Annotated in this window: 16 protein-coding genes and 1 tRNA gene; 9 read left to right on the plus strand and 8 right to left on the minus strand. The window is 70.0% G+C overall.

What is annotated here, in order from left to right:
• The first annotated feature begins 218 nt into the window (after positions 1 to 218).
• Positions 219 to 917: a glycosyltransferase family 2 protein gene (locus QTQ03_RS20255; protein WP_289279418.1), complete on the plus strand. Its 699-nt coding sequence runs from the start codon at positions 219 to 221 to the stop codon at positions 915 to 917.
• A gap of 116 nt (positions 918 to 1,033) precedes the next feature.
• On the opposite strand, the gene QTQ03_RS20260 is transcribed toward QTQ03_RS20255, so the two are convergent.
• Positions 1,034 to 1,924 carry a transketolase family protein gene (locus QTQ03_RS20260; protein WP_289279419.1) on the minus strand — a complete coding sequence of 297 codons (891 nt, stop codon included), beginning with the start codon at positions 1,922 to 1,924 and terminating at the stop codon, positions 1,034 to 1,036.
• Positions 1,925 to 1,926: 2 nt separating this feature from the next.
• Positions 1,927 to 2,652, minus strand: coding sequence for a thiamine pyrophosphate-binding protein (locus QTQ03_RS20265; protein WP_289279420.1), 726 nt, complete (start codon positions 2,650 to 2,652; stop codon positions 1,927 to 1,929).
• A 46-nt stretch (positions 2,653 to 2,698) separates the two neighbouring features.
• On the opposite strand from QTQ03_RS20265, the gene soxR reads away from it, so the two are divergent.
• Positions 2,699 to 3,136, plus strand: coding sequence for a redox-sensitive transcriptional activator SoxR (soxR, locus tag QTQ03_RS20270; protein WP_289279421.1), 438 nt, complete (start codon positions 2,699 to 2,701; stop codon positions 3,134 to 3,136).
• Here soxR and QTQ03_RS20275 read toward each other — a convergent pair.
• Positions 3,133 to 4,110 carry an NAD(P)H-quinone oxidoreductase gene (locus QTQ03_RS20275; RefSeq protein ID WP_289279422.1) on the minus strand — a complete coding sequence of 326 codons (978 nt, stop codon included), beginning with the start codon at positions 4,108 to 4,110 and terminating at the stop codon, positions 3,133 to 3,135. The genes soxR and QTQ03_RS20275 overlap by 4 nt on opposite strands.
• Before the next feature lie 162 nt (positions 4,111 to 4,272).
• Between QTQ03_RS20275 and QTQ03_RS20280 the strand changes: the two genes are divergently transcribed.
• A tRNA-Ser gene (locus QTQ03_RS20280) sits at positions 4,273 to 4,359 on the plus strand.
• Between the two features lie 318 nt (positions 4,360 to 4,677).
• On the opposite strand, the gene QTQ03_RS20285 is transcribed toward QTQ03_RS20280, so the two are convergent.
• Positions 4,678 to 5,466, minus strand: coding sequence for a sulfotransferase domain-containing protein (locus QTQ03_RS20285; RefSeq protein ID WP_289279423.1), 789 nt, complete (start codon positions 5,464 to 5,466; stop codon positions 4,678 to 4,680).
• Between the two features lie 196 nt (positions 5,467 to 5,662).
• On the opposite strand from QTQ03_RS20285, the gene QTQ03_RS20290 reads away from it, so the two are divergent.
• Both QTQ03_RS20290 and QTQ03_RS20295 read left to right on the plus strand, forming a co-directional pair.
• Positions 5,663 to 6,907: an ISAs1 family transposase gene (locus QTQ03_RS20290; RefSeq protein WP_289279424.1), complete on the plus strand. Its 1,245-nt coding sequence runs from the start codon at positions 5,663 to 5,665 to the stop codon at positions 6,905 to 6,907.
• 545 nt (positions 6,908 to 7,452) lie between these two features.
• The gene (locus tag QTQ03_RS20295) at positions 7,453 to 7,986 is read left to right on the plus strand and encodes a YbhB/YbcL family Raf kinase inhibitor-like protein (protein ID WP_289279425.1); all 534 of its coding nucleotides are present in this window, start codon (positions 7,453 to 7,455) and stop codon (positions 7,984 to 7,986) included.
• Positions 7,987 to 8,113: 127 nt separating this feature from the next.
• Here QTQ03_RS20295 and QTQ03_RS20300 read toward each other — a convergent pair whose 3' ends face one another.
• A complete protein-coding gene (locus QTQ03_RS20300) occupies positions 8,114 to 8,797 on the minus strand; it encodes a class I SAM-dependent methyltransferase (RefSeq protein ID WP_289279426.1) in 684 nt (227 codons plus the stop codon).
• A gap of 208 nt (positions 8,798 to 9,005) precedes the next feature.
• On the opposite strand from QTQ03_RS20300, the gene QTQ03_RS20305 reads away from it, so the two are divergent.
• Together QTQ03_RS20305 and QTQ03_RS20310 are read left to right on the plus strand one after the other, a co-directional pair.
• The gene (locus QTQ03_RS20305; RefSeq protein WP_289280660.1) at positions 9,006 to 10,439 is read left to right on the plus strand and encodes an ISKra4 family transposase; all 1,434 of its coding nucleotides are present in this window, start codon (positions 9,006 to 9,008) and stop codon (positions 10,437 to 10,439) included.
• Between the two features lie 357 nt (positions 10,440 to 10,796).
• Positions 10,797 to 12,521 carry a DUF6311 domain-containing protein gene (locus QTQ03_RS20310; protein WP_289280920.1) on the plus strand — a complete coding sequence of 575 codons (1,725 nt, stop codon included), beginning with the start codon at positions 10,797 to 10,799 and terminating at the stop codon, positions 12,519 to 12,521.
• Positions 12,522 to 12,606: 85 nt separating this feature from the next.
• Here QTQ03_RS20310 and QTQ03_RS20315 read toward each other — a convergent pair whose 3' ends face one another.
• Positions 12,607 to 13,386, minus strand: a complete 780-nt coding sequence (locus QTQ03_RS20315; protein WP_289279427.1) for an IucA/IucC family C-terminal-domain containing protein — start codon at positions 13,384 to 13,386, stop codon at positions 12,607 to 12,609.
• A gap of 293 nt (positions 13,387 to 13,679) precedes the next feature.
• Between QTQ03_RS20315 and QTQ03_RS20320 the strand changes: the two genes are divergently transcribed.
• Positions 13,680 to 15,221, plus strand: coding sequence for a peptide deformylase (locus QTQ03_RS20320; protein WP_289279428.1), 1,542 nt, complete (start codon positions 13,680 to 13,682; stop codon positions 15,219 to 15,221).
• Positions 15,222 to 15,410: 189 nt separating this feature from the next.
• Here QTQ03_RS20320 and QTQ03_RS20325 read toward each other — a convergent pair whose 3' ends face one another.
• On the minus strand, positions 15,411 to 16,529 hold the full coding sequence (locus tag QTQ03_RS20325) for a globin domain-containing protein (RefSeq protein WP_289279429.1): 1,119 nt from the start codon (positions 16,527 to 16,529) through the stop codon (positions 15,411 to 15,413).
• 143 nt (positions 16,530 to 16,672) lie between these two features.
• Between QTQ03_RS20325 and QTQ03_RS20330 the strand changes: the two genes are divergently transcribed.
• On the plus strand, positions 16,673 to 17,443 hold the full coding sequence (locus tag QTQ03_RS20330) for a CPBP family intramembrane glutamic endopeptidase (protein WP_289279430.1): 771 nt from the start codon (positions 16,673 to 16,675) through the stop codon (positions 17,441 to 17,443).
• Positions 17,444 to 17,547: 104 nt separating this feature from the next.
• Here the strand turns inward: QTQ03_RS20330 and QTQ03_RS20335 are convergent, their stop codons facing one another.
• Complete coding sequence (locus QTQ03_RS20335; RefSeq protein ID WP_289279431.1) at positions 17,548 to 18,978, minus strand: hypothetical protein; 1,431 nt, start codon at positions 18,976 to 18,978, stop codon at positions 17,548 to 17,550.
• Positions 18,979 to 19,049 lie beyond the last annotated feature (71 nt).

Genomic DNA, 19,049 nt, shown 5'->3' on the forward strand with positions numbered 1-19,049 from the left:
CGTGTGGCGCAGATATGTGAATACGCTTCGGAATAGTTGGGCGCGGAGAGCTGAACCGGACGATCCGGTCGTAACGCAGGTCGAGTGACCGTGTCGGCGGACCTCGACCAGCCGTTCACCGGCGTTGACGAGCTGGTCGGACGGTGGCCGAACGCCCGACGGAGCAAGTCGGCAAGGTACCCTGGGCCGGCGCGTTGCCCGTTACCGGGGAGAATTCCGTGAAGCTCTCGATCCTCATGCCGGTCTACAACGAGGAAGAACGCATCGCGGACGCACTCAAGCAGGCGCTGGCGGTCGACTACCCATGCGAGATCGAACTCGTCGTGGTGGACGACGGTAGCCGGGACAGCACCGGCGAGATCCTCGGTCGTGCCGATGACGCGCGGCTGCGCGTCATCACCCACCCGCGCAACGCCGGCAAGGGCGCAGCCATCCGGACGGCAGTCGACCAGGCCGAGGGTGAGTACATGGTCATCCTCGACGCCGACCTCGAATACGACCCGCAGGACATCCCCAAGCTACTCGCGCCGGTCCTCGACGGGCGTACCACCGTGGTCTATGGCAACCGCACGTTCGGCAGTCACAGCGCCTACAGCTTCTGGTACGTGATGGGCAACAAGGGCGTGACGATGGCGGCGAATCTGCTGTTCAACTCCTACATCGGCGACCTCGAGACGTGCTTCAAGCTGATGCCGGTCCGGCTGTACCGCTCCCTCGAGATCCGCTCGCGTGGCTTCGGCATGGAGGCCGAGGTGACCGGCAAGCTGCTGCGGCGCCGGATCCGCCCGTACGAGGTCCCGATCAGCTATCGTGCGCGGGGCCGCGAGGAGGGCAAGAAGATCACGTGGAAGGACGGCGTCGAGGCCCTCTGGATCCTCGGCCGCGAACGCGCCCGCCGCCGGAGCACCTCGGCCTGACACGGCCGCACCGCGCCCGGGGCCGAACGTGCGCGAGGACCGACACCGGCCGTGCCTCACGCACGTCGTGATCAGCGCGTGCACCAGATAGCTGGCCACCTCACCCGGAGTGCTGCCTACACCGGGGCCGGAGACAGAAAGTCGGTCACCGACCGGCGCAACCCCACCGCGTCCAGCCCATGCCACCGGGTGTGGTCGTCGACGGACCCGTACCGCCGGAGTTCCTGCCGGCCGACGCCGAGGGCGAGCAGCCGGTGCGGGCAGTCCGCCAGCGCGGTCGTGACCGTCCGGCTGGAGGTGCCGGCCAGGTACGGCTCGACCAGGATCACCTCGGAACCGGCCAGCGCCCGCAACCCGGCGACATCGAACGGCCGCGGCCGGTGCGTGTACGCCACGGTGACCGGCAGGTCCGCGACCGCCGCCACGGCCGCGTCGAGGACCGGTCCGACCGCCACCAGCAGCGGCGCCTTCGGCCCGGCGTCCCGGACTACCTGAAGCGCGCCGTCGCCCCCGCGCGGCCGGTCGTTGTGCAGGACCGACAACCGCAGGTACGCCGAGGCGTCGGTGGCCACCGACGCGCGCAGCAGGGCCGGCACCTCCGCCGGGTGCCCGGGGACGTGAACGGTCCACCCGTGCAGGGTGTCGATCAGCGCGACGTCGGCCGGCGAGAGATGGGTGCGCCCGGCGGCCGCCCGGTCGTACGAGGCGCCGACACTGACCAGCACCGCACTCACCCCCTGATGATCCAGGTCGAGCTTGAGCTGCTCGTACGCCCGCTCGACCAGAAACGGCGCGTAGCTGTGCACGACCGGCCGCAACCCGGTCAGGGCCAGCCCGCCGGCCACACCGACCATCAGCTGTTCCCGGATGCCCACGTTGAGCACGCGGTCCGGGTGGTGGGCCGCAGCCGCGGCGAACTGGGCGGCGGAGATATCGGCGAGCACCAGCGCCGAACGCGGATCCTCCGCCAGCAGTGAGGTGGTGGTGTCGATGAAGCAGTCGCGCACGGTCACTCCCCGGTGTCGACGACCGCGACGACGACGTGCGGCCGGTGGTTGTCCTGCCCGGTCAGGGCGGTGTGCAGGGCCGAGTGGTCGCGCCCGTCGACGGTCGCCGCGGTCCAACCGTTGACCGTGAACCGGGCTGCCGCGCCGCCGGGCCAGCCGTGGGTGGCGGACGAGTTGTCGACCACGATCGCGGTGAGGCTGGCCAGTCCGGTCGCTCCCGCGTACGCGATCGCCTCGTGGTTGGATCCTTCGTCCAGCTCAGCGTCGCCGAGCAGCACGTACACCCTGGGGGCCAGCAGGCCCTGGGCCCGCAGCCCGAGCGCGGAGCCGACGCCGAGGCCCAGCCCGTGGCCGAGCGAGCCGGAGCCGATCTCCACCCCCGGCACCAGCAGCCGGTCCGGGTGGTCGCCGAGTCGGCTCGCCGGCCCACCCTGGTCGTCGAGCCAGTCGACCGGAATGAAGCCTTTCGCGGCGAGCACCGCGTAGTAGCCGGCGACCGCGTGCCCCTTGGAGAGCAGGAAGCGGTCCCGATCTTGGTCGTCGACGGTCGTCGGGCTGACCCGCAGGATCTGGTCGTAGAGCACCCAGAGCACGTCGATGGTGGAGTAGACGTTGGCGCCGAACTCCCGGCCGGCGCGCACCCGTTCGAGCAGCGGCGCAACCGGGTGCCGGCCGTCGAGGGGCGCGGCAGCGTCGGCGAGCCTGGTGGTGGTGGCGAGTGTGGTCATGCGGATAGCCTGCAAGTTGAAGTGCACTTCAACTCAAGGCGACGTGATGCACGATTCACTGACCATCGGCCAGCTCGCCGAGCGCAGCGGCGTGGCGCCCTCCGCCCTGCGCTACTACGAGCGGCTCGGGCTGATCCGGGCCGCGCGTACCGGCGGCAACCAGCGCCGGTACGCGCGGGCCGAGCTGCGTAGGGTGGCGTTCATCCGGATCTCGCAGCAGGTCGGTATCTCGCTGGACGAGATCCGCGCCGCGCTCGACTCGCTACCCGCCTCGCGAACCCCCACCCCCGCGGACTGGGCCCGCCTCTCCCGTGCCTGGCGGGACCGGCTGGACGAGCGGATCCGGCTCCTCGGCAAGCTCCGCGACGACCTGGACGGCTGCATCGGCTGCGGCTGTCTGTCGTTGCGGCGCTGCACCCTCTACAACCCCGGGGACGAACTGGGCGGCGAGGGGGCCGGCGCGCGTCTCGTGCTGCCGCGCTAGGGGACAGTCAGCAGCACCTTGCCGACGTGCTCGTTCGACTCCACCCGGCGGTGTGCCGCGGCGGCGTCCACCATCGGCAGCCGACGGTCCACGACCGGGCGGATCGTCCCCGCCGCCACCAGCGGCCACACCTGCTCGCGAACCCCCCGGACGATCTCCGCCTTCTCCGCCAGCGGTCGCGAGCGCAGCGCCGTCGCGGCCACCGTCCCCCGCTTGGCCAGCAGCGCGCCGACGTCCAGCTCTCCCTTTCGGCCACCCTGCATGCCGATCACCACGAGCCGGCCGCCGGTGGCCAGGGCGGCCACGTTCCGCCCGAGGTAGGACGCGCCCATGATGTCGAGGATCACGTCCGCGCCCTGACCGCCGGTTACCCGCCGGATCTCCTCGACGAAGTCCTGCTCCCGGTAGTCGATCACGTGAGCGGCGCCCAGTTCCCGCACCTGGTCGTGCTTGGCCGACCGGGCGGTCACCACGACCGTCGCGCCGAGCGCCGACCCGAGCTGGATCGCGAAGGTGCCGACCCCGCTGCCGCCGCCGTGCACCAGCAGCGTCTCGCCCGCCGTCAACCTGGCCAGCTGCACCACGTTCGACCAGACCGTGCAGGCCACCTCGGGCAGGGCTGCCGCGTCCACCAGGTCGATGCCCGCCGGCACCGGCAGCACCTGCCCGGCCGGTACGGCCACCCGCTCCGCGTATCCGCCGCCGGCCAGCAGCGCGCACACCGGTTGGCCGACCTCCCAACCGGATACGTCGGGGGCGGTCGCGCCGACCACCCCGGAGCACTCCAGACCCGGGTATTCCGGCGCGCCCGGTGGCGGCGGGTAGTACCCCTGCCGTTGCAGCAGGTCGGCGCGGTTAACCGCGCTGGCCCGTACATCGACGATCACCTCGCCGGGGCCGGGCTCCGGGTCAGGCACCTCGGCCCAGACCAACGCGTCAGGTCCGCCGGGATCCGGGATCGTGATCGCACGCATGATCCCTGTCTACCGCACCCGCCCGGTGACCGGGAGGCCATCCCGGGCGAAGCGGTCGTACCCACTGTGGACGTCCGGCCGGTGGCGGAGGTGCCCGCACGCCAGACGGAGCGTCGTGGCAGACTAGGCGCGGTCGCGTACTTTGCCGGGGTGCGTGGGCCGGGAGGGTTCGCCTAGTGGCCGATGGCGCTGGTCTTGAAAACCGGTAAGGGGGCAACCTCTTCGTGGGTTCGAATCCCACACCCTCCGCGCCTGTGGACCGAGAAGGCCCTCTGACCAGGTCGAGCGCCGGTCAGAGGGTGCGTTGTGGGGTGACGAGGCGGTCTCGCCTCGGTGCGAAGCGGATCATCGAGAGAACGCTCACCACCATGGCGATGATCCCCAGGGCGGCTGTCGCCAAGCCTCCGGGCCCCGCCCGCGCGGCAGACCACGACGAAGAGCCCGAATCAGCTCCGACCTTTCAACCCCCGCAGGTGTCCGGGTTCGCGGCGGCTGGCCCGCTCCACGGGTGCAACGTGCCACCGAGCGACCGGGCTCACCGCATGCCGGGCTCACCGCATGCCGGGCTCACCGCGTGGCGGGGTAGCCGAGAATCTCGACGAGATCGCCGGTTGCCGCGACGAAAGCCTCCGAGACCTCGTCGTCGAAGTGGTTGCGCCAGTCGCCGGCTTTTCCTTTTCGGTAGTGCGAATTTGATTGGGTGCCTCCTTGTTCCTTCCGCATTTTCGAGAAGCTGTAGCGGGAGACAAGGGCTTCCAGCTCGGGTGGTGGGATGAAGATGCCGCAGTGGCGCAGCAGTCGATCCATCTCATCCTGCTGTCGTTCCCCGGTTAGGTCTTCGTATCGGAACAGGTGGAACGTGTCCGAACTCGGAGCAAGTGCCCACGATCGGAGCGTCCGGTAAAGGCCCTTTTCGGAAAGGTATTTGATGACATGGAGCAGCCCGTCTTTCATCGGAATTCCCTGGAGGGTCTTCCGCACCGTGGGTATGTCGCCCATCGGTGCATGCGACTTTCGGAGCGAGAAGTAGCTCGAAACTACGATGTCGCGTGGGTCTCGAAGCACGAAAAACGCGCGATGTTTGTCGGGTTTTGGGATGGCCCGGTAGCGCTCGTAGGGGAGGAATGCGGACAGGGCTATGTGGCCGGGTGGTGGCACGGACCGCTGACGCCCCGTGGAAAGTCGTGGAACGTAGGGCAGTAGTCCGGAGTAGCGATAAACGACGGAATCGCTGAACAGGGCCTTTATCCATTGACTTCCGGTCTTGTGTACCGTGTAGTGGTAGATATTCTCGAACTCGCAGCGCGCGGCCACCGGAACTGTGAGTCGCAGTCTCGTATTGTGCGCTTCAAGCATCGTTCGTCGCACCAAAACCCGCACGGGGTCGGGGGTGTGTTGCCAGGGCTGTTGCGTAGTCGATCAAAGGGCGGTTGAACTGGGGTTTCGCAGGGGGTTCGGCGAGGTCCGGGGTCCATGTGGGACGGGTACGGCCCGTTGGTGATCATGGTGTTTGCGAAGACAACCGTGATCGAGAACAGGACCGTACCCGCTGATGTCATCATCACTGACCGAGATCGTGCTGCCGCACCGACCCCCCAGCCTGCCGTCACCGGTTGTGGTCACCGGTAGCGACCGTGACAGTGACCGCCGCAGCTTGTTCGTGGCGTTGGCGGTCATCAACGACCCGCGCGATCCGCGGGGCCGGCGGTATCCGCTGGTCAGTGTCCTGGCGGCGGCGGTGTGCGCGGTACTCGCCGGGGCGTGCACGTTCGCCGCGGTCGCGGACTGGATGCGCTTCCAGGACGAGTCGGTGTGGACCCGGCTCGGGTTCGACGGCCGGGTACCGGCCGCGACGACGGTGTGGCGGCTGCTGATCCGGCTCGACGCCGAGGTGTTGTCGCAGGTCCTCGCGTGTTGGTTGCGGGAGCGGGCCGGGCCGGTCGTGATCGGCGGGCGCCGGGGGCGACTCGTCATCGCCATCGACGGGAAGGTCGCCCGGGGTGCCCGCCTCGCCGACGGGCGGCAGGTGCATCTGCTCTCGGCCTACGACACCAGCACCGGGATCGTGCTCGCCCAGGTTCAGATCACGGCGAAGTCGAACGAAATCCCGGCGTTCACCCCACTACTACGCCTGGTTGCGGCCGTGCTGGGATCCCTGAAGGACGTCCTGGTCGTCGCCGACGCGCTGCACGCCCAGACCGGGCACGCCGATCTGCTCGCCTCCGCCGACGCTCATCTGATGGTCCCGATCAAGGCCAACCAACCCAAGCTGTTCGCCCAGCTCAAGGCCCTGCCCTGGGCGCAGGTCCCGGTCGGGGCACAGACCCGCGAGACCGGTCACGGCCGCAAAGAGACCCGCACCGTCAAGGCACTCACCGTCAAGACCCCCGGCGGGCTGGGCTTTCCCAACGCCGAACAGGCCGTCCGGATCACCCGGACCCGCACGATCAAGGGCAAGACCACTCGCGAAACGGAGTACCTGACTATCTCGCTGCCCGCCGACCAGGCCCAACCCGCCGACCTCGGCACCTGGGCGCGCTCTGAATGGCATATCGAGAACCGCCTACATCACGTCCGAGACGTCACGCTACGTGAAGACGCCCACCAGGCCAGGACCCACAACGGTCCTGCCGTGTTCGCCACCCTCCGTAACACCGCAATCGGATACCACCACACCGACGGCGCCACCAACATCGCCGAAGCAACTCGCCGGGCCAGTCACCGCCCACACGAGCTCATCGACGCCGTGACTACCGGAAAACCGACCGTGACCAGCAGCAACACGACAATGCAATAGCCCTGGGTGTGTTGCTTGGCCAATCTAACGGTCCAACCGTTCATTATCCGGATCTTACCGCCTGTGGGAGGCCGGGGAAACCCTGCTGAATTCCCCGTGCGTCGGGCTGCCGGTGAGTGGTGTCATCGACCCGGAGTGGTGTCATCGACCCGAGTCGGCAGCGTAACACCGCCAGTACCTGGCCCTTCGCCCACTGGGCATGGACACCGCGCCTCCGGTGACCGGATGGCCTGAGCGGAGTGACCGGGGGCCGTCACTCCGTTCGATCGACCCGGAGGTACGACCCCTCCGGGCTCCCGCCGTAGGGCGGTCGGCTCCACGACTGGCCGGAGCACTTGTCGGCGACTCGGTGCCCGGGACGAGGGAAGGTGGAGTGCGCTCAGGCTGGTGGCGATCGTCCTCGGTGGCGGGTCGGACGGTGACCAGCGCGGCGACCGGGGGCGGCGGAATGACGCCTTCTCGGCTGGCTTCCGGTTCGCAGCGCGGTGGTGACAGGGTATGAAGGTGCGCAGGAGAAATCGTGCTCACCGGAAGGATCCGTCCCGATGACCCTAGAACGACCGATCGCCCCGGACCCGTACGAACTGCTGCCGACGGTGCCGTCGTTCACCCTCACCAGTGACGACGTGCACAACGGCGAGCCGATGGAGGCCGCGTACGCGCACCCGAGCGTCGGTGGCGACAACGTCTCTCCGCAGCTCGCCTGGTCGGACTTCCCGGCCGGGGCCAAGGGTTTCGTGGTGACCTGCTTCGACCCGGACGCGCCGACCGGCAGCGGCTTCTGGCACTGGGTGCTGGTCAACCTGCCACCCGCCGTGACACACCTTCCCCGGGGCGCGAGCGGCGCCGAGCTGGCCGGCGCGTTCACGGTGCGGAACGACTACGGCGAGCAGGGCTACGGGGGTGCCGCCCCGCCGCCGGGTGACCGCCCGCACCGTTACGTCTTCGCGGTGCACGCCCTGGACGTCGAGCGGCTCGACGTCACCCCCGACGCCACCCCGGCGTACGTGGGCTTCAACCTGGCCTTCCACACCCTGGCCCGTGCCGTCATCCGCCCCACCTACCAGGTCAAGCAGTAGCACCCGCCCCCGTGCGCCCCGGAGGCCCCGCGATCTTGTGCTTTCCGCGGCAGGATCCGGGCGTAGGCCACGGATCGCCGACCCGAAGTGCAAGATCGAGGGTGGGGTGGGTTCGGAGTCCGGGCCGTTAGGGGAGGGCGCGGGCGACAGCGAAGACGGACTGGCCGAACGGGGGACGGAAGCGCTGTTCGGCCGCCTTCGTGACCGGAAGGATCAGGGCGTCGTAGGCCTTGACCATCGGGCCTTCCTTCGGCATCAGCCGGAAGACCTTTGTCGCCATGAAGTAGCCGATCAGACCGAGGGCGTTTGCGTAGTTGATTCTCTCCACCGTCAGACCGGCCTCGGTCATCGCGGCTGTCAGGGTCTTCTTCGTGTAGCGCCGGACGTGGCCGGTGGCGATGTCGGCTGGGCTCATCGCGAACTGGAAGGCCGGCACGATGATGATCACCGCTGCGCCGGGCCGGACCAGGTCCCGCATGCTGCGCAGTGCGCCGACGTGGTCCTCGATGTGCTCCAGCACGTTGTACGACACAACGGCGCTGTAGTCGCCGCGCTCCGAGTGGGGAAGCAGCATCTCCCGTACCTCGACGGACGGCTCGGCGGCGAGGCGGTCCTTCAACATGACCAGCCGATCGGGGTCGGCCTCGGTCGCGGTGAAGTGCGGCAGCCGCTCGGCCCACTCCAGAGCGTAGTCGCCGAGACCGCTGCCGATCTCGATCGGGTTGTCACCGAGGTACGGCAGGGCGAGCTCGACGAACCAGCGGCGATGGTTCACCGCGGTCGCGAGGCCCTCCAGGACCTCGGACTGCACACGCTGATTTGGGTGCGGCTCTGGTGAGGTGCGGCGACACGCTGTGTGGCCTGGGGATGTGTTACTGGTTGTGATGGTGAAAGGGATCCTCCCGCTATGTTCGTCGGTTGCGAGACACGAACATCAGCAAAGAGGGAGCCCGGTGCAAGAGTACGCATCCGAGACGGCGGACGATGCTTTCGCCGGCTCATCCGTGCGGTTCGGCGCGATGGTGGACTTCCTGTCCGGTGAGCATGCGGCGGGGATGACTCACGCCGAACTGGAGGAGCGGCTGCATACCGATGGCATGCGGTTGCTGTGTCAGTTGTTGCAGGACAGTCTGGATCTTCGTGCCAGTCGGGAGGAACGGCTCGACGAGGTGACCGACGCCGATAGCCATCTGCGGGGGTGGGCCGAGCGGGGGCGGCAGCGGACGCTGGCCACCCGGTTCGGTGAGGTGGTGGTGACGCGTATCGCCTACCGGGCGCGGGCGCGGGCCGATCTGAACCCGGCGGACGCGGTGTTGAACCTGCCCGTGGAGAAGCACTCGCATGGACTGCGCCGGTTGGCCGCGGCCGAGGCGGCCCGCGGCTCGTTCACCGACGCGGCGGCCGCGATTGAGCGGGCCACCACGGTGCGTATCGGGAAACGGCAGGTCGAGGCGTTGGCCGCCGCAGCGGCGATAGATGTGGATGCCTTCTACACCGCCCACGCCCCGGACTGGTCGGCCGATGATGATGTGCTGGCGTTGTCCTTCGACGCCAAAGGGGTGGTGATGCGCCCCGACGGGCTCCGCGCGGGCACCGCCAAGGCCGCGGTCAGCCAGAAACTGGCCGGCCGCCGGTCCAAGGGCGAGAAACGCAACCGCAAGCGGATGTGCGAGGTCGCCGCGGTCTTCGACGTGACCGGCAAGCCGCGCACCATCGCCGACATCCTGCCCGAGGACCCCGAAGCGGCCCAAACTGCTACCCCGGCGCCGGTCACCTCCGGCAAGTGGCTGCACGCCAGCGTGACCGACGACGCCGCGGCGGTGATCGCCGCCGGGTTCGCCGAGGCCGACCGCCGCGACCCCGACCACGCTCGGACCTGGATCGCCCTGGTCGACGGCAACACCCACCAGATCGACCGGATCCACGCCGAGGCCAAAACCCGCAAGATCACCTTGCCGGTTGTTGTGGACTTCATCCACGTCATCGAGTACCTCTGGAAGGCCACCTGGTGTTTCCACCCGGAGGGCGACCCGAACGCCGAACGGTGGGTCCGCGCCCAGGCCCGGCAGGTGTTGGCCGGACGGGCCGGCATAGTCGCCGCAGCCATCCGACGCAAGGCCACCTACCACGGCCTGGACCCCGGCAAACGCAAACCCGCCGATGTCGCCGCCGCCTACCTGCTGGCCAAAAAACCGTACCTGGACTACCCGACCGCGCTGGCCAACGGGTGGCCGATCGCCACCGGGGTGATCGAAGGCGCCTGCCGCCACCTGGTCAAAGATCGTATGGACGTCACCGGCGCTCGCTGGGGCCTCGACGGCGCCGAAGCAATCCTCAAACTCCGCACCCTGATCAGCAACGGCGACTTCGACCAGTACTGGACCTGGCACCTGGCCCAGGAACAACAACGCATCCACAACAGCCGCTACCTCGGCGGTGCCATCCCACAATAGACGATCACCTCAGAGGAGCCGCACCCCGCTGATTTCCGGTGATTTCTGCCATGCGTCGATTCCTCACGATGTGCCTCGATCCGCGCCTGAACCGACAGAGTGAATCATCCGAGCAGAAGGCAGAACAAATCGGGGCACTCCGGTGGGCCGGATTGTGACCCGGGGAGGGTGTCTGATCGATGGTCGGCGAACCCGGCACATGGTACCCAGTCCCCCGAATCTGGCACGGCGGCCTCTTCGTCTGACTACTCTATGAATTGTTATGATTACTCCTGAATCGGGGACTCCTGCGTCGTGACCGGGAGTCGGGTTGGAGCGGGCGCACCTGACCGGGGTGGCTGGCTTGCCCGTGGCTGGCTGGCGGACGCGCTGGCTGTGCTGGGCTTCGTTGGGCTCGCGTTCTGGGTGACCGCGCGGCTGTGGCTCGACCCGCGCCAGGGAATCCGGGACAACCGCACCGACCAGTCGCAGTTCGAGTGGATGATGGCGCATGGCGCGCGGGTGCTGACCGATTTCGTCTATCCGTTCACCTCGGATCGGATGAACGTGCCGGAATCCGTCAATTTGATGGCGAATACGTCCGTATTATCCGTATCTCTGCCGATGACGCCGGTCACGGTCCTGGTCGGCCCCCGGACGTCTTTTCTGCTCTTTCTCACCCTCGGCATGGCCGCCACGGCGACCTCCTGGTATTTCCTGCTGTCCAGGGTGCTGGTCGGGTCGCGCGGACCGGCGTGGCTCGGTGCGGCCTTCTGCGCCTACGCCCCCGCCATGGTCTCGCACGCCAACGCCCACCCGAACATCGTCAGCCAGTTCGTGGTGCCGTTGATCATCTGGCGTACCCTGCGGCTCGGTGATCCGGGGCGCTGGCTGCGCAACGGATTGCTGCTCGCACTGGTGATCGTCTGGCAGGCGTTCCTCAACCTGGAGATCCTGCTGATGACCGCGATCGGCCTCGGGGTGGTCGTGGTCGCGCTCGCCCTCGGCCGGCCCGAACTGCGCCGGCGGGCCCGCTCCTTCCTCGCCGGGTTGGCGGTCGCCGCCGCGGTGGCGCTGGCCGTGCTGGCGTACCCGCTCTCCGTGCAGTTCTTCGGGCCCGGCGCATACCAGGGGCTGTCCCGCCTCATCCGCGGCTACTCCACCGACCTCGCGTCCTTCGTGGCGTACTCCCGCGAGTCTCTGGCCGGTGACGAGCGGAGCGCGAAGGGTCTGGCGAAGAACCCCACCGAGGAGAACGCGTTCTTCGGCTGGCCGCTGGTGGTGCTCTTCGTGGCGCTGGTCTGGTGGCTGCGGCGGGACGCCGTCGTCCGTGGTCTCGCCGTGCTCGCACTGCTCTTCTCGGTACTCTCGCTCGGGCGGGAGATCCAGTTCAACGGCCGGGCAACCGGGGTCCCCGCGCCCTGGGCGGTGCTGGAGGAGCTGCCGGTCCTGCACTCCGTGGTGCCGACCCGCTGGACGCTGGCCGTCACCCCGGTCATCGGACTGCTGCTGGCGTACGGGGCCGAACGCGCCCGTAGGCTCGCCGCCCGATACCCGGACGCCCGGCCGCAGATCCGGTTCGCCACCGGCACGGTGCTGGCAATGGCCCTGGTTCCGCTGTTGCCCACCCCGCTGCCGGCGGTCCGGCTCGATCCGACCCCCGCGTTCGTCACCTCCGGTGCCTGGCGTCCCTACGTGGCGGGCGGGCGCAGCATCGTGACCCTGCCACTCCCGGACACCCACTACGCCGACCCGCTGCGCTGGTCGGCCGAGACTGGGCTGGAGATGCCGATCGCCCGGGGCTACTTCCTCGGCCCGGACACCCGGCCCGGGAAGCACCGGGTAGCCCTCTTCACCGCGCCGCCCCGTCCGACCAGCGACTTCTTCGGCGAGATCCGGCGTACCGGAGCGGTGCCGCCGATCACCGCGCGGACGCGGGTGGCAGCCGTGGACGACCTGCGGTACTGGCGGGCCGGAGCGGTCGTGCTCGGCCCGCACCGGCACGACGACGCGCTGCGCCGCGCGATGACCGAGCTGACCGGGGTCCGGCCGACCCACACAGGCGGGGTCTGGCTCTGGGACGTGCGCGAACTCACCGGCTGACACCCGCCGAGGTGGGGACCGGTACCACCGGTGGTTGAGGTCGGCCCCACCACCGGTGGTTGACGACGGTCAGGTGCTGTCGCCCTCAGGTGTGCCGGACGCAGCAGCCCTGGCAGGTCTTGGGCTGGGGGAGGGTGAACGCCAGGCAGCAGGTGCGGCGTTGCACGGTCGGCTCGCCGGACGGGCCGGGGACCAGATCCACCAGGTCCCGCAGGTCGAGTGCCCCGAGCAGGGTGTCGATTGTCGCGACCGACGAGCCGGGCAGACCGTCGGCGGCGCGCAGGATTCCGTGCGCGATGCCGGAAGCCACCGAACCGAGCAGCGTCCGGGTGCCGATCCGCACCTCGGCCTGGATCGCCGAGATCATCGGGGCGAGGTGGGCGTCGAGCAGCGACGCCCGGAGCGCGCCGAGCAGCTCCGCCTCACCCGGCACAACCCGTACCTCGGGGAGGCCGGCCAGCGCCAGCGGGTCCGCCGGCAGGACGGCGACGGTGGTCGACGGGCGCAGGCCCATCGTCGGCAGCGCCCGGTGGTCCTCGAAATGGATCAACGTGTCGGCGGGGTCGAGCAGCGGGACCCGTCGGGCCGAGGCCCAACCCAGCACCACCGGCAGCGCCGCCCAGTAGCTGTACGACTTCCAGGCGAGCGCGGCGCAGGCGTGCGGGCTGCCACCCCATTGTCGGCTGGCCGCGCGTAGGAGTTCGGGGAGTCGAGTGCCGTCGAGCAGCCTCGTGGCGGGGTCCCAACCGAACTCGTCGGTCACCAGCAGGCCGGGGGCGAGCCCGGGCACGTCGTCGGTGCCGAACATCTGCCGCAGGGCAGCGGTGATCGGGGCCAGCGTAGCGGCGGTCAGTCGCCCCGGCATGACCGCTGTCACCTGACTCATCCCCCGTTCGAAGCGTCCACCGCTGAGCTAAGGCTAGCCTAACCGTAGAGCTTGAGTTGAGGAAAGGCTCGCCTGGGCGGGAGGGGTGACCCGGATCGCCCCGTCGGTCCGCTCGCGCCCCGGGCGTACTACCCGTCGTTCAGCTCGGGAAACGGCGGCCAGAGTATCGACACATGTCGCTGATACGTCAAGCCTCGTGTCGACAAGACGGCAGTTATGTACATGACCGACGGCGAAACGTGAAACTGAATACCCCGGCCACGAGGAAGCTGATGACGACCTCACCGCTCGATCGGGCTGCCGACTCATTCGCCGCCGAACTCGCCCGCTACCGGACCGGGCGGGGACTGTCCAAGAAACAGCTCGCGACGCTGATGGGGTTCGACCCGTCGTACGTCAGCCACGTCGAGGGGCGGCGACACCGCCCCACCGAGGACTTCGCCCGGCGCGCGGAGGCCGTCCTGGAGGCCAGCGGAGCGATCTGGCAGCGCTTCCGGGAGTACGACGAACTGCGGCACGCCCGCGGCGACAAAGCCCACCATCGGGAACCGCATGCCCCGGGGCAATGGCTCCCGCCCGGAACCGGACTCATCGTCGAGCGGGAACAGGCCACGCTCTCATACACCGACGAGGCGTACACGTGTGTGATCCGGCGAGAGTTGTACAACGCGGGTACCGAGCCGGTTACCCGCTACCTGGTGCGGGTGGCCGTCGACCGCTACCCGACCGACCCCGGCCGCTCCAACCGGCACCACCGGGAACACCCGCTCACCTTCGGCGAGTTGCAACTGCGGGCGTACCGGCTGGACGGCGACGAGCGCGAGGCCATGCACTGGCGGGCCAAGCACGACCGGGACGCGTTCAAGGAGATCTGGCTGCTCTTCGAGAACTCCGACCGCCGCTTCCCCCTCTACCCGGGCGACCGGGCCACCATCGAGTACGCCTACCACGTCGGGGCGGACAAGTGGGGCCCCTGGTTCCAGCGCGCCGTCCGGGTACCCACCCGGCACCTGGCCGTACGCCTGGACCTGCCAGCGGCACTCGACCCGCAGGTCTGGGGCGCGGAGACCTCGCTCTCGGCGGAGGAGGGCCCGCTGCGCACCCCGGTGGCCCAGCACGCGGAGGGCGACCGGGCGATCTTCGACTGGGCGACCGACGCCCCGCCGCTGAACGCCCGCTACCGGATGCAGTGGCGGTTCCGGGCCCGGCCCGAGGGCGAGTCGGAGGATCCCGGCCGGGTCCGCCCCAGCGACCGGATGCGCGGCCTCGGCATCGTCCAGCGCGGTGACGACCTGCTGCGCCGACCCACCCAACCGTTCGACCTACCGCACGAGGAGCAGGTGGCCCGGGACACGGTCGACCGGATGACCGCGACACTGCTCCGCCTGGACGAGCTGCACCCGTTCGGCAAGGGGGTCGGCATCGCCGCCCCGCAACTCGGCATCGCGCGGGCCGCCGCCGTGGTTCGGCCCCCGGACCGAGACGCCGAACCGGTGGTCCTACTCAACCCCCGGGTGGTCGACGAGTCACTCGACGTTGACGAACAGTACGAGGGATGCCTCTCCTTCTTCGACCACCGCGGCCTGGTGCCCCGCCCGCTGCGCATCGACGTCGAACATGCCCATGTCGACGGCGGCCGGATCATCACCTCGTTCGAGTACGGCATGGCGCGCCTCGTGGCACACGAGATCGACCACCTTGAGGGGCACCTCTACGTTGACCGGATGGCACCAGGCACGCCCCTGGTGCCGGTCGAGGAGTATCACCACTCCGGGTTGCCCTGGCGCTACCGACACCCGTCGGCCGGGGCCTGACTCCGGCGGAACGACCACGTCCGCCCGGGTGGGAAGGACGGCCGGGCGGACGTGGTCGTGCGGGGCGGTGCCGGTCCGCCCGTTCGGGGGACCGGGGCGCGTGCCTGAGCGGGCCACGGCACGCGCCCCGGTCTTGGGGGAGGAACGCTCATCGGGTCGAGAGAGGCGTCAGGCGCCCCCAGCCGGGGCCTATAGCTCGCCGAAGGTGTCGTACCGGGTGCGCTCCGGCGGCACCTCGTCCTCGGCGAGGACGCGGAGGGCGGCCCGGACCATCAGCGCCGAACCGGATACGTAACAGTCGTGCGTCGTCCACGGGCCGTACCGGCCGACCACTTCAGGAATGGCGCCCAGCTCGCCGTCGAAGTCCTCGTCCTCGCTGCACGCCGGGGTCACCGACAGCCACGGGTGCGCGGTGACCAACTCCCGGAGGCCAGCGAGGCCGTACAGGTCGTCCCGGGTGCGGGCCCCGTAAAACACGTGTACCCAGCGGGTTCGGTTGTAGCTCGCCAACTCCTCCACGAGGGCCTTGACCGGGGCCAGCCCGACCCCGCCGGCGACGCACAGGATGTCCCGGTCGGACGCCCGGTCCAGCGTCATCGATCCCATCGGCGCCGCCACCCGCAGCAGATCGCCCCGCTTCACCCGGCGTACCAGCGCGCCGGAGACCCACCCCGCGCCCGGCGGCGTCCGGACATGGAACTCCAACACGTTGTCGTCGTTCGGGGCGTTCGCCACCGAGTAGGTGCGCCACACGCGAGGGTGATACCGCGGCACCTCGACGCTGACGTACTGGCCCGCCTTCCACCGCAGTGGATGCTGTAACGCGCGCACGGTCAGCACCGCGGTGTCCGAGCCGTACCGCTCATGGGTGAGCACCTCGGCGTGCCAGAACGGCGGGTCGTCGTCCGCGGCCGCTCCGGCGATCATCTTCGCCGAGATCGCCGCGTACGCGTCCCGCCAGGCCTGGTCGAACTCCAGGTTCCAGCCGTCGCCGGCGGTGCTGCGCAGCGCGTCCAGCAGCGCGACGCCCATCGTCGCGTAGTGCGACGGATCGACGTGGTACTTCCGATGGTCCCGGCCCAGCGACCGGAGGTACTCGTCGAAGCTTTCCGGGTCGTCCACGGTGTGAATGGCGGTGATGATCGCTTCCAGCAGACGGTCGCCCTGACCGGTCATCTGCACCGGGAAGAGCGGGCGTAACGCGGGGTCGAGCAGGAACAGCCGGGCGTAGAAGTGTCCGCTCAGCCGGTCCCGGTGCTCCTCGACCAGGGTCCAGCTCTCCTTCAGCAGCCGCGCGACGTGGTCCACGGGAGCGTCTCCTTCTCCTGGGGGATCGGGCAGCCATAGAATGTCCACGGAGCGTGGGCACCGGTCGCACAGAATGTGCGATCAGGTCGTGAGGTCTGCTCGGCGCCGCCTCGTCCGGCGGGCAGGTCAGGCACAGTGGTGCGGTGACAATCGAGCTCGGCCGCACGGCGACCCGCCGGACCCTCGGCACCGAGACACTGCTGGTACTCGGGCTGTCCCTTGGCCAGTCCGCCGTCTACGCGCTGGTGTCGATCGTTGCCAAGCTCACCGCCGACGGGCCGCTGTCTGCGCAGACCGCCGCGTTGAACACCTCCCGAAACGCGCGGCCCTACCTCGACCTCACGTATCAGCTGCTCGGCATTGTCTTCGCCCTGCTACCGGTGCTGCTCGCCCTGCACCTGCTCGCACGGGATCCCGGCGAACCGGCTCGGAGCATCGGCCTGGACGTCCGGCGGCCTGGCCAGGATCTGGTGCGGGGCGCCGGTCTGGCCGCGCTGATCGGGCTGCCCGGTCTGGCCCTGTTCTGGGCGGCGGCGCAGCTCGGCGTCAACGCAACCTTGGTGCCCGCCGGGCTGCCCGACCTGTGGTGGACGGTCCCGGTGCTGGTCCTCGCCGCCGGCCAAAACGCCGTGCTGGAGGAGGTGATCGTGGTGGGGTACCTGATCACCCGACTGCGGCAGCTCCAGTGGCGACTCGGCGCGGTCATCGCCACCAGTGCGCTGCTGCGGGGCTCGTACCACCTCTACCAGGGGTTCGGCGCCTTCGTCGGCAACGCTGTCATGGGCGTCGTGTTCAGCCTGTTCTACCTGCGGACCCGCCGGGTAATGCCGCTGGTGGTGGCGCACACCCTGCTCGACATCGTGGCCTTCGTCGGCTACGCCCTGCTTCCGAAGGATTGGTTCGACTGGCTTTGACGAGGTTCCGAAGTGGTCGGTCCCGGCCGCGGCGGACATCGCGATCCCGCCCCTTGGTCGCGGCCGACTGCTGCCGCGTCGTCGCCCGCGACGACGAGTGGATCTCAGTCGGGTCGGTCGGCGCGCGCCGACCGATAGGTTCCGATGGCGCGTGTCGCGAGGCGTTCGGTTGCCGCGGAGTCGCCGGCCGCAGCCGCCAACGCCGCCGCGCCGGGCAGTAGCCGGGACACCAGTCGAAGTGCCAGCCAGCCGCTCGCCTGGGCCGCGAGCGGCGCGGCCAGCCGCCACGCCGCCTCGACCGCGCGGGGCCACGGCGCCTCGCCCGGACCATCCGCGGCCCTGGCCGCGTGCAATGCCGACCGGGCGGTTTCCACATCCGGGTGTACCTGGGTGAGAACCAGCAACTCCACCGTCCGGTCTGGGTGCGCCGGATCGTGGTCGTACGCCGCCGCCAGGTGCAGCACGAGGCTCGCCTGGGTCCACAGCACCGCCGCCAGTTCCGCCACCGGCGCGAGCAGACCGGCCAGCGCCGCGGCGGCCCCGCCCGCCCCGGCCTGTCGCACGTGCCGTCGGGTGGCGAGCCGGGCCAGCCCGTCACCGCCCACCCCCGGGTACGTTGACCGCAGCCGGTCGCCCCAGTCCCGCGCCCGCGGCCCGATTACCTCAACGGCGGCCAGGGCCAGCAGTTCCGGCGCGTACCCCGGGTGGTCGAGCATCCGGCGAACGGCTACACCGGGGGTACCCGTCGCGGCGTCGGTCTCCGCCCAGCCGACCGGTGCCCGCCCGGCCGCGGTGTCTTTCCCGTCCGTGGTTGGCCGGGTGGTCTCGGCCCGGGGCATAGTCGCCGGGGTAGCTGGGGTGACCGCCTCGGTTGCGGTTGTGGTTGGGCCGACGGCGGGGGTGGTCGACCTGGTGGTGGTCGCCTCGGCAGTGACCTTCCGGGCACGGTCGGAACCGGCCTCGGCCGTGGCCCTCGCACCGCCCGCCCGCTTGGCGCCCGTCCGGGTGGCGGCCGGCTGGTCGGCGGTGGGTGGACTCCCCTCGGCGCCGTCCGCGAGCTCCGGGCCGTTTCGAGAGGGACGGCGGGCTGGGGCCTTCTTCGCCGTCGTCCGCTTCGCCCGTGGTGCCGCTTTGGCTCCGGGATCGGAGGCAGCCTTCGTCCCGGCGGCCCGGCCGGACCGGCGGCTGCCCGTGCCGTCGGTCGCCTCAATCGCGGCGCCCTCGCGTGGCGCCGCTGCCGCGGACGGCGGATCGGCCGGATCGGTGGGTGGCGCCGGCTCGGGCTGGCGGGGCGGAACCCGCACTGCCAGGCCGGGCTTTCGGGACGCGGTCGCGGGTCTTGGTGTCGCGCGGTCGAGCTGCGACGCCAGGTCAGCCGACGGTGCCGGCTCCGGCTGCCGAGTGGCCGGCTCGGCCGAGGGCCGGTCGGACTCCTGCGCCGATGCCGGCTGCCGTGGTGCCGGCGGCTGATGTGCGGGTGGCTGGAAGAGCACCGACGGTGCCGCCTTCGTTCGCTTCGTCCGTTTCGTTTCCATCTCACCCTCAGCTCCGGACCCAGCCGGAGTGGGCGGTGGGGTGAACGTCGCCCTCGGAGAGCGACGCCGTT

This window comes from Micromonospora sp. WMMA1363, from assembly GCF_030345795.1.
Lineage (GTDB): Bacteria > Actinomycetota > Actinomycetes > Mycobacteriales > Micromonosporaceae > Micromonospora.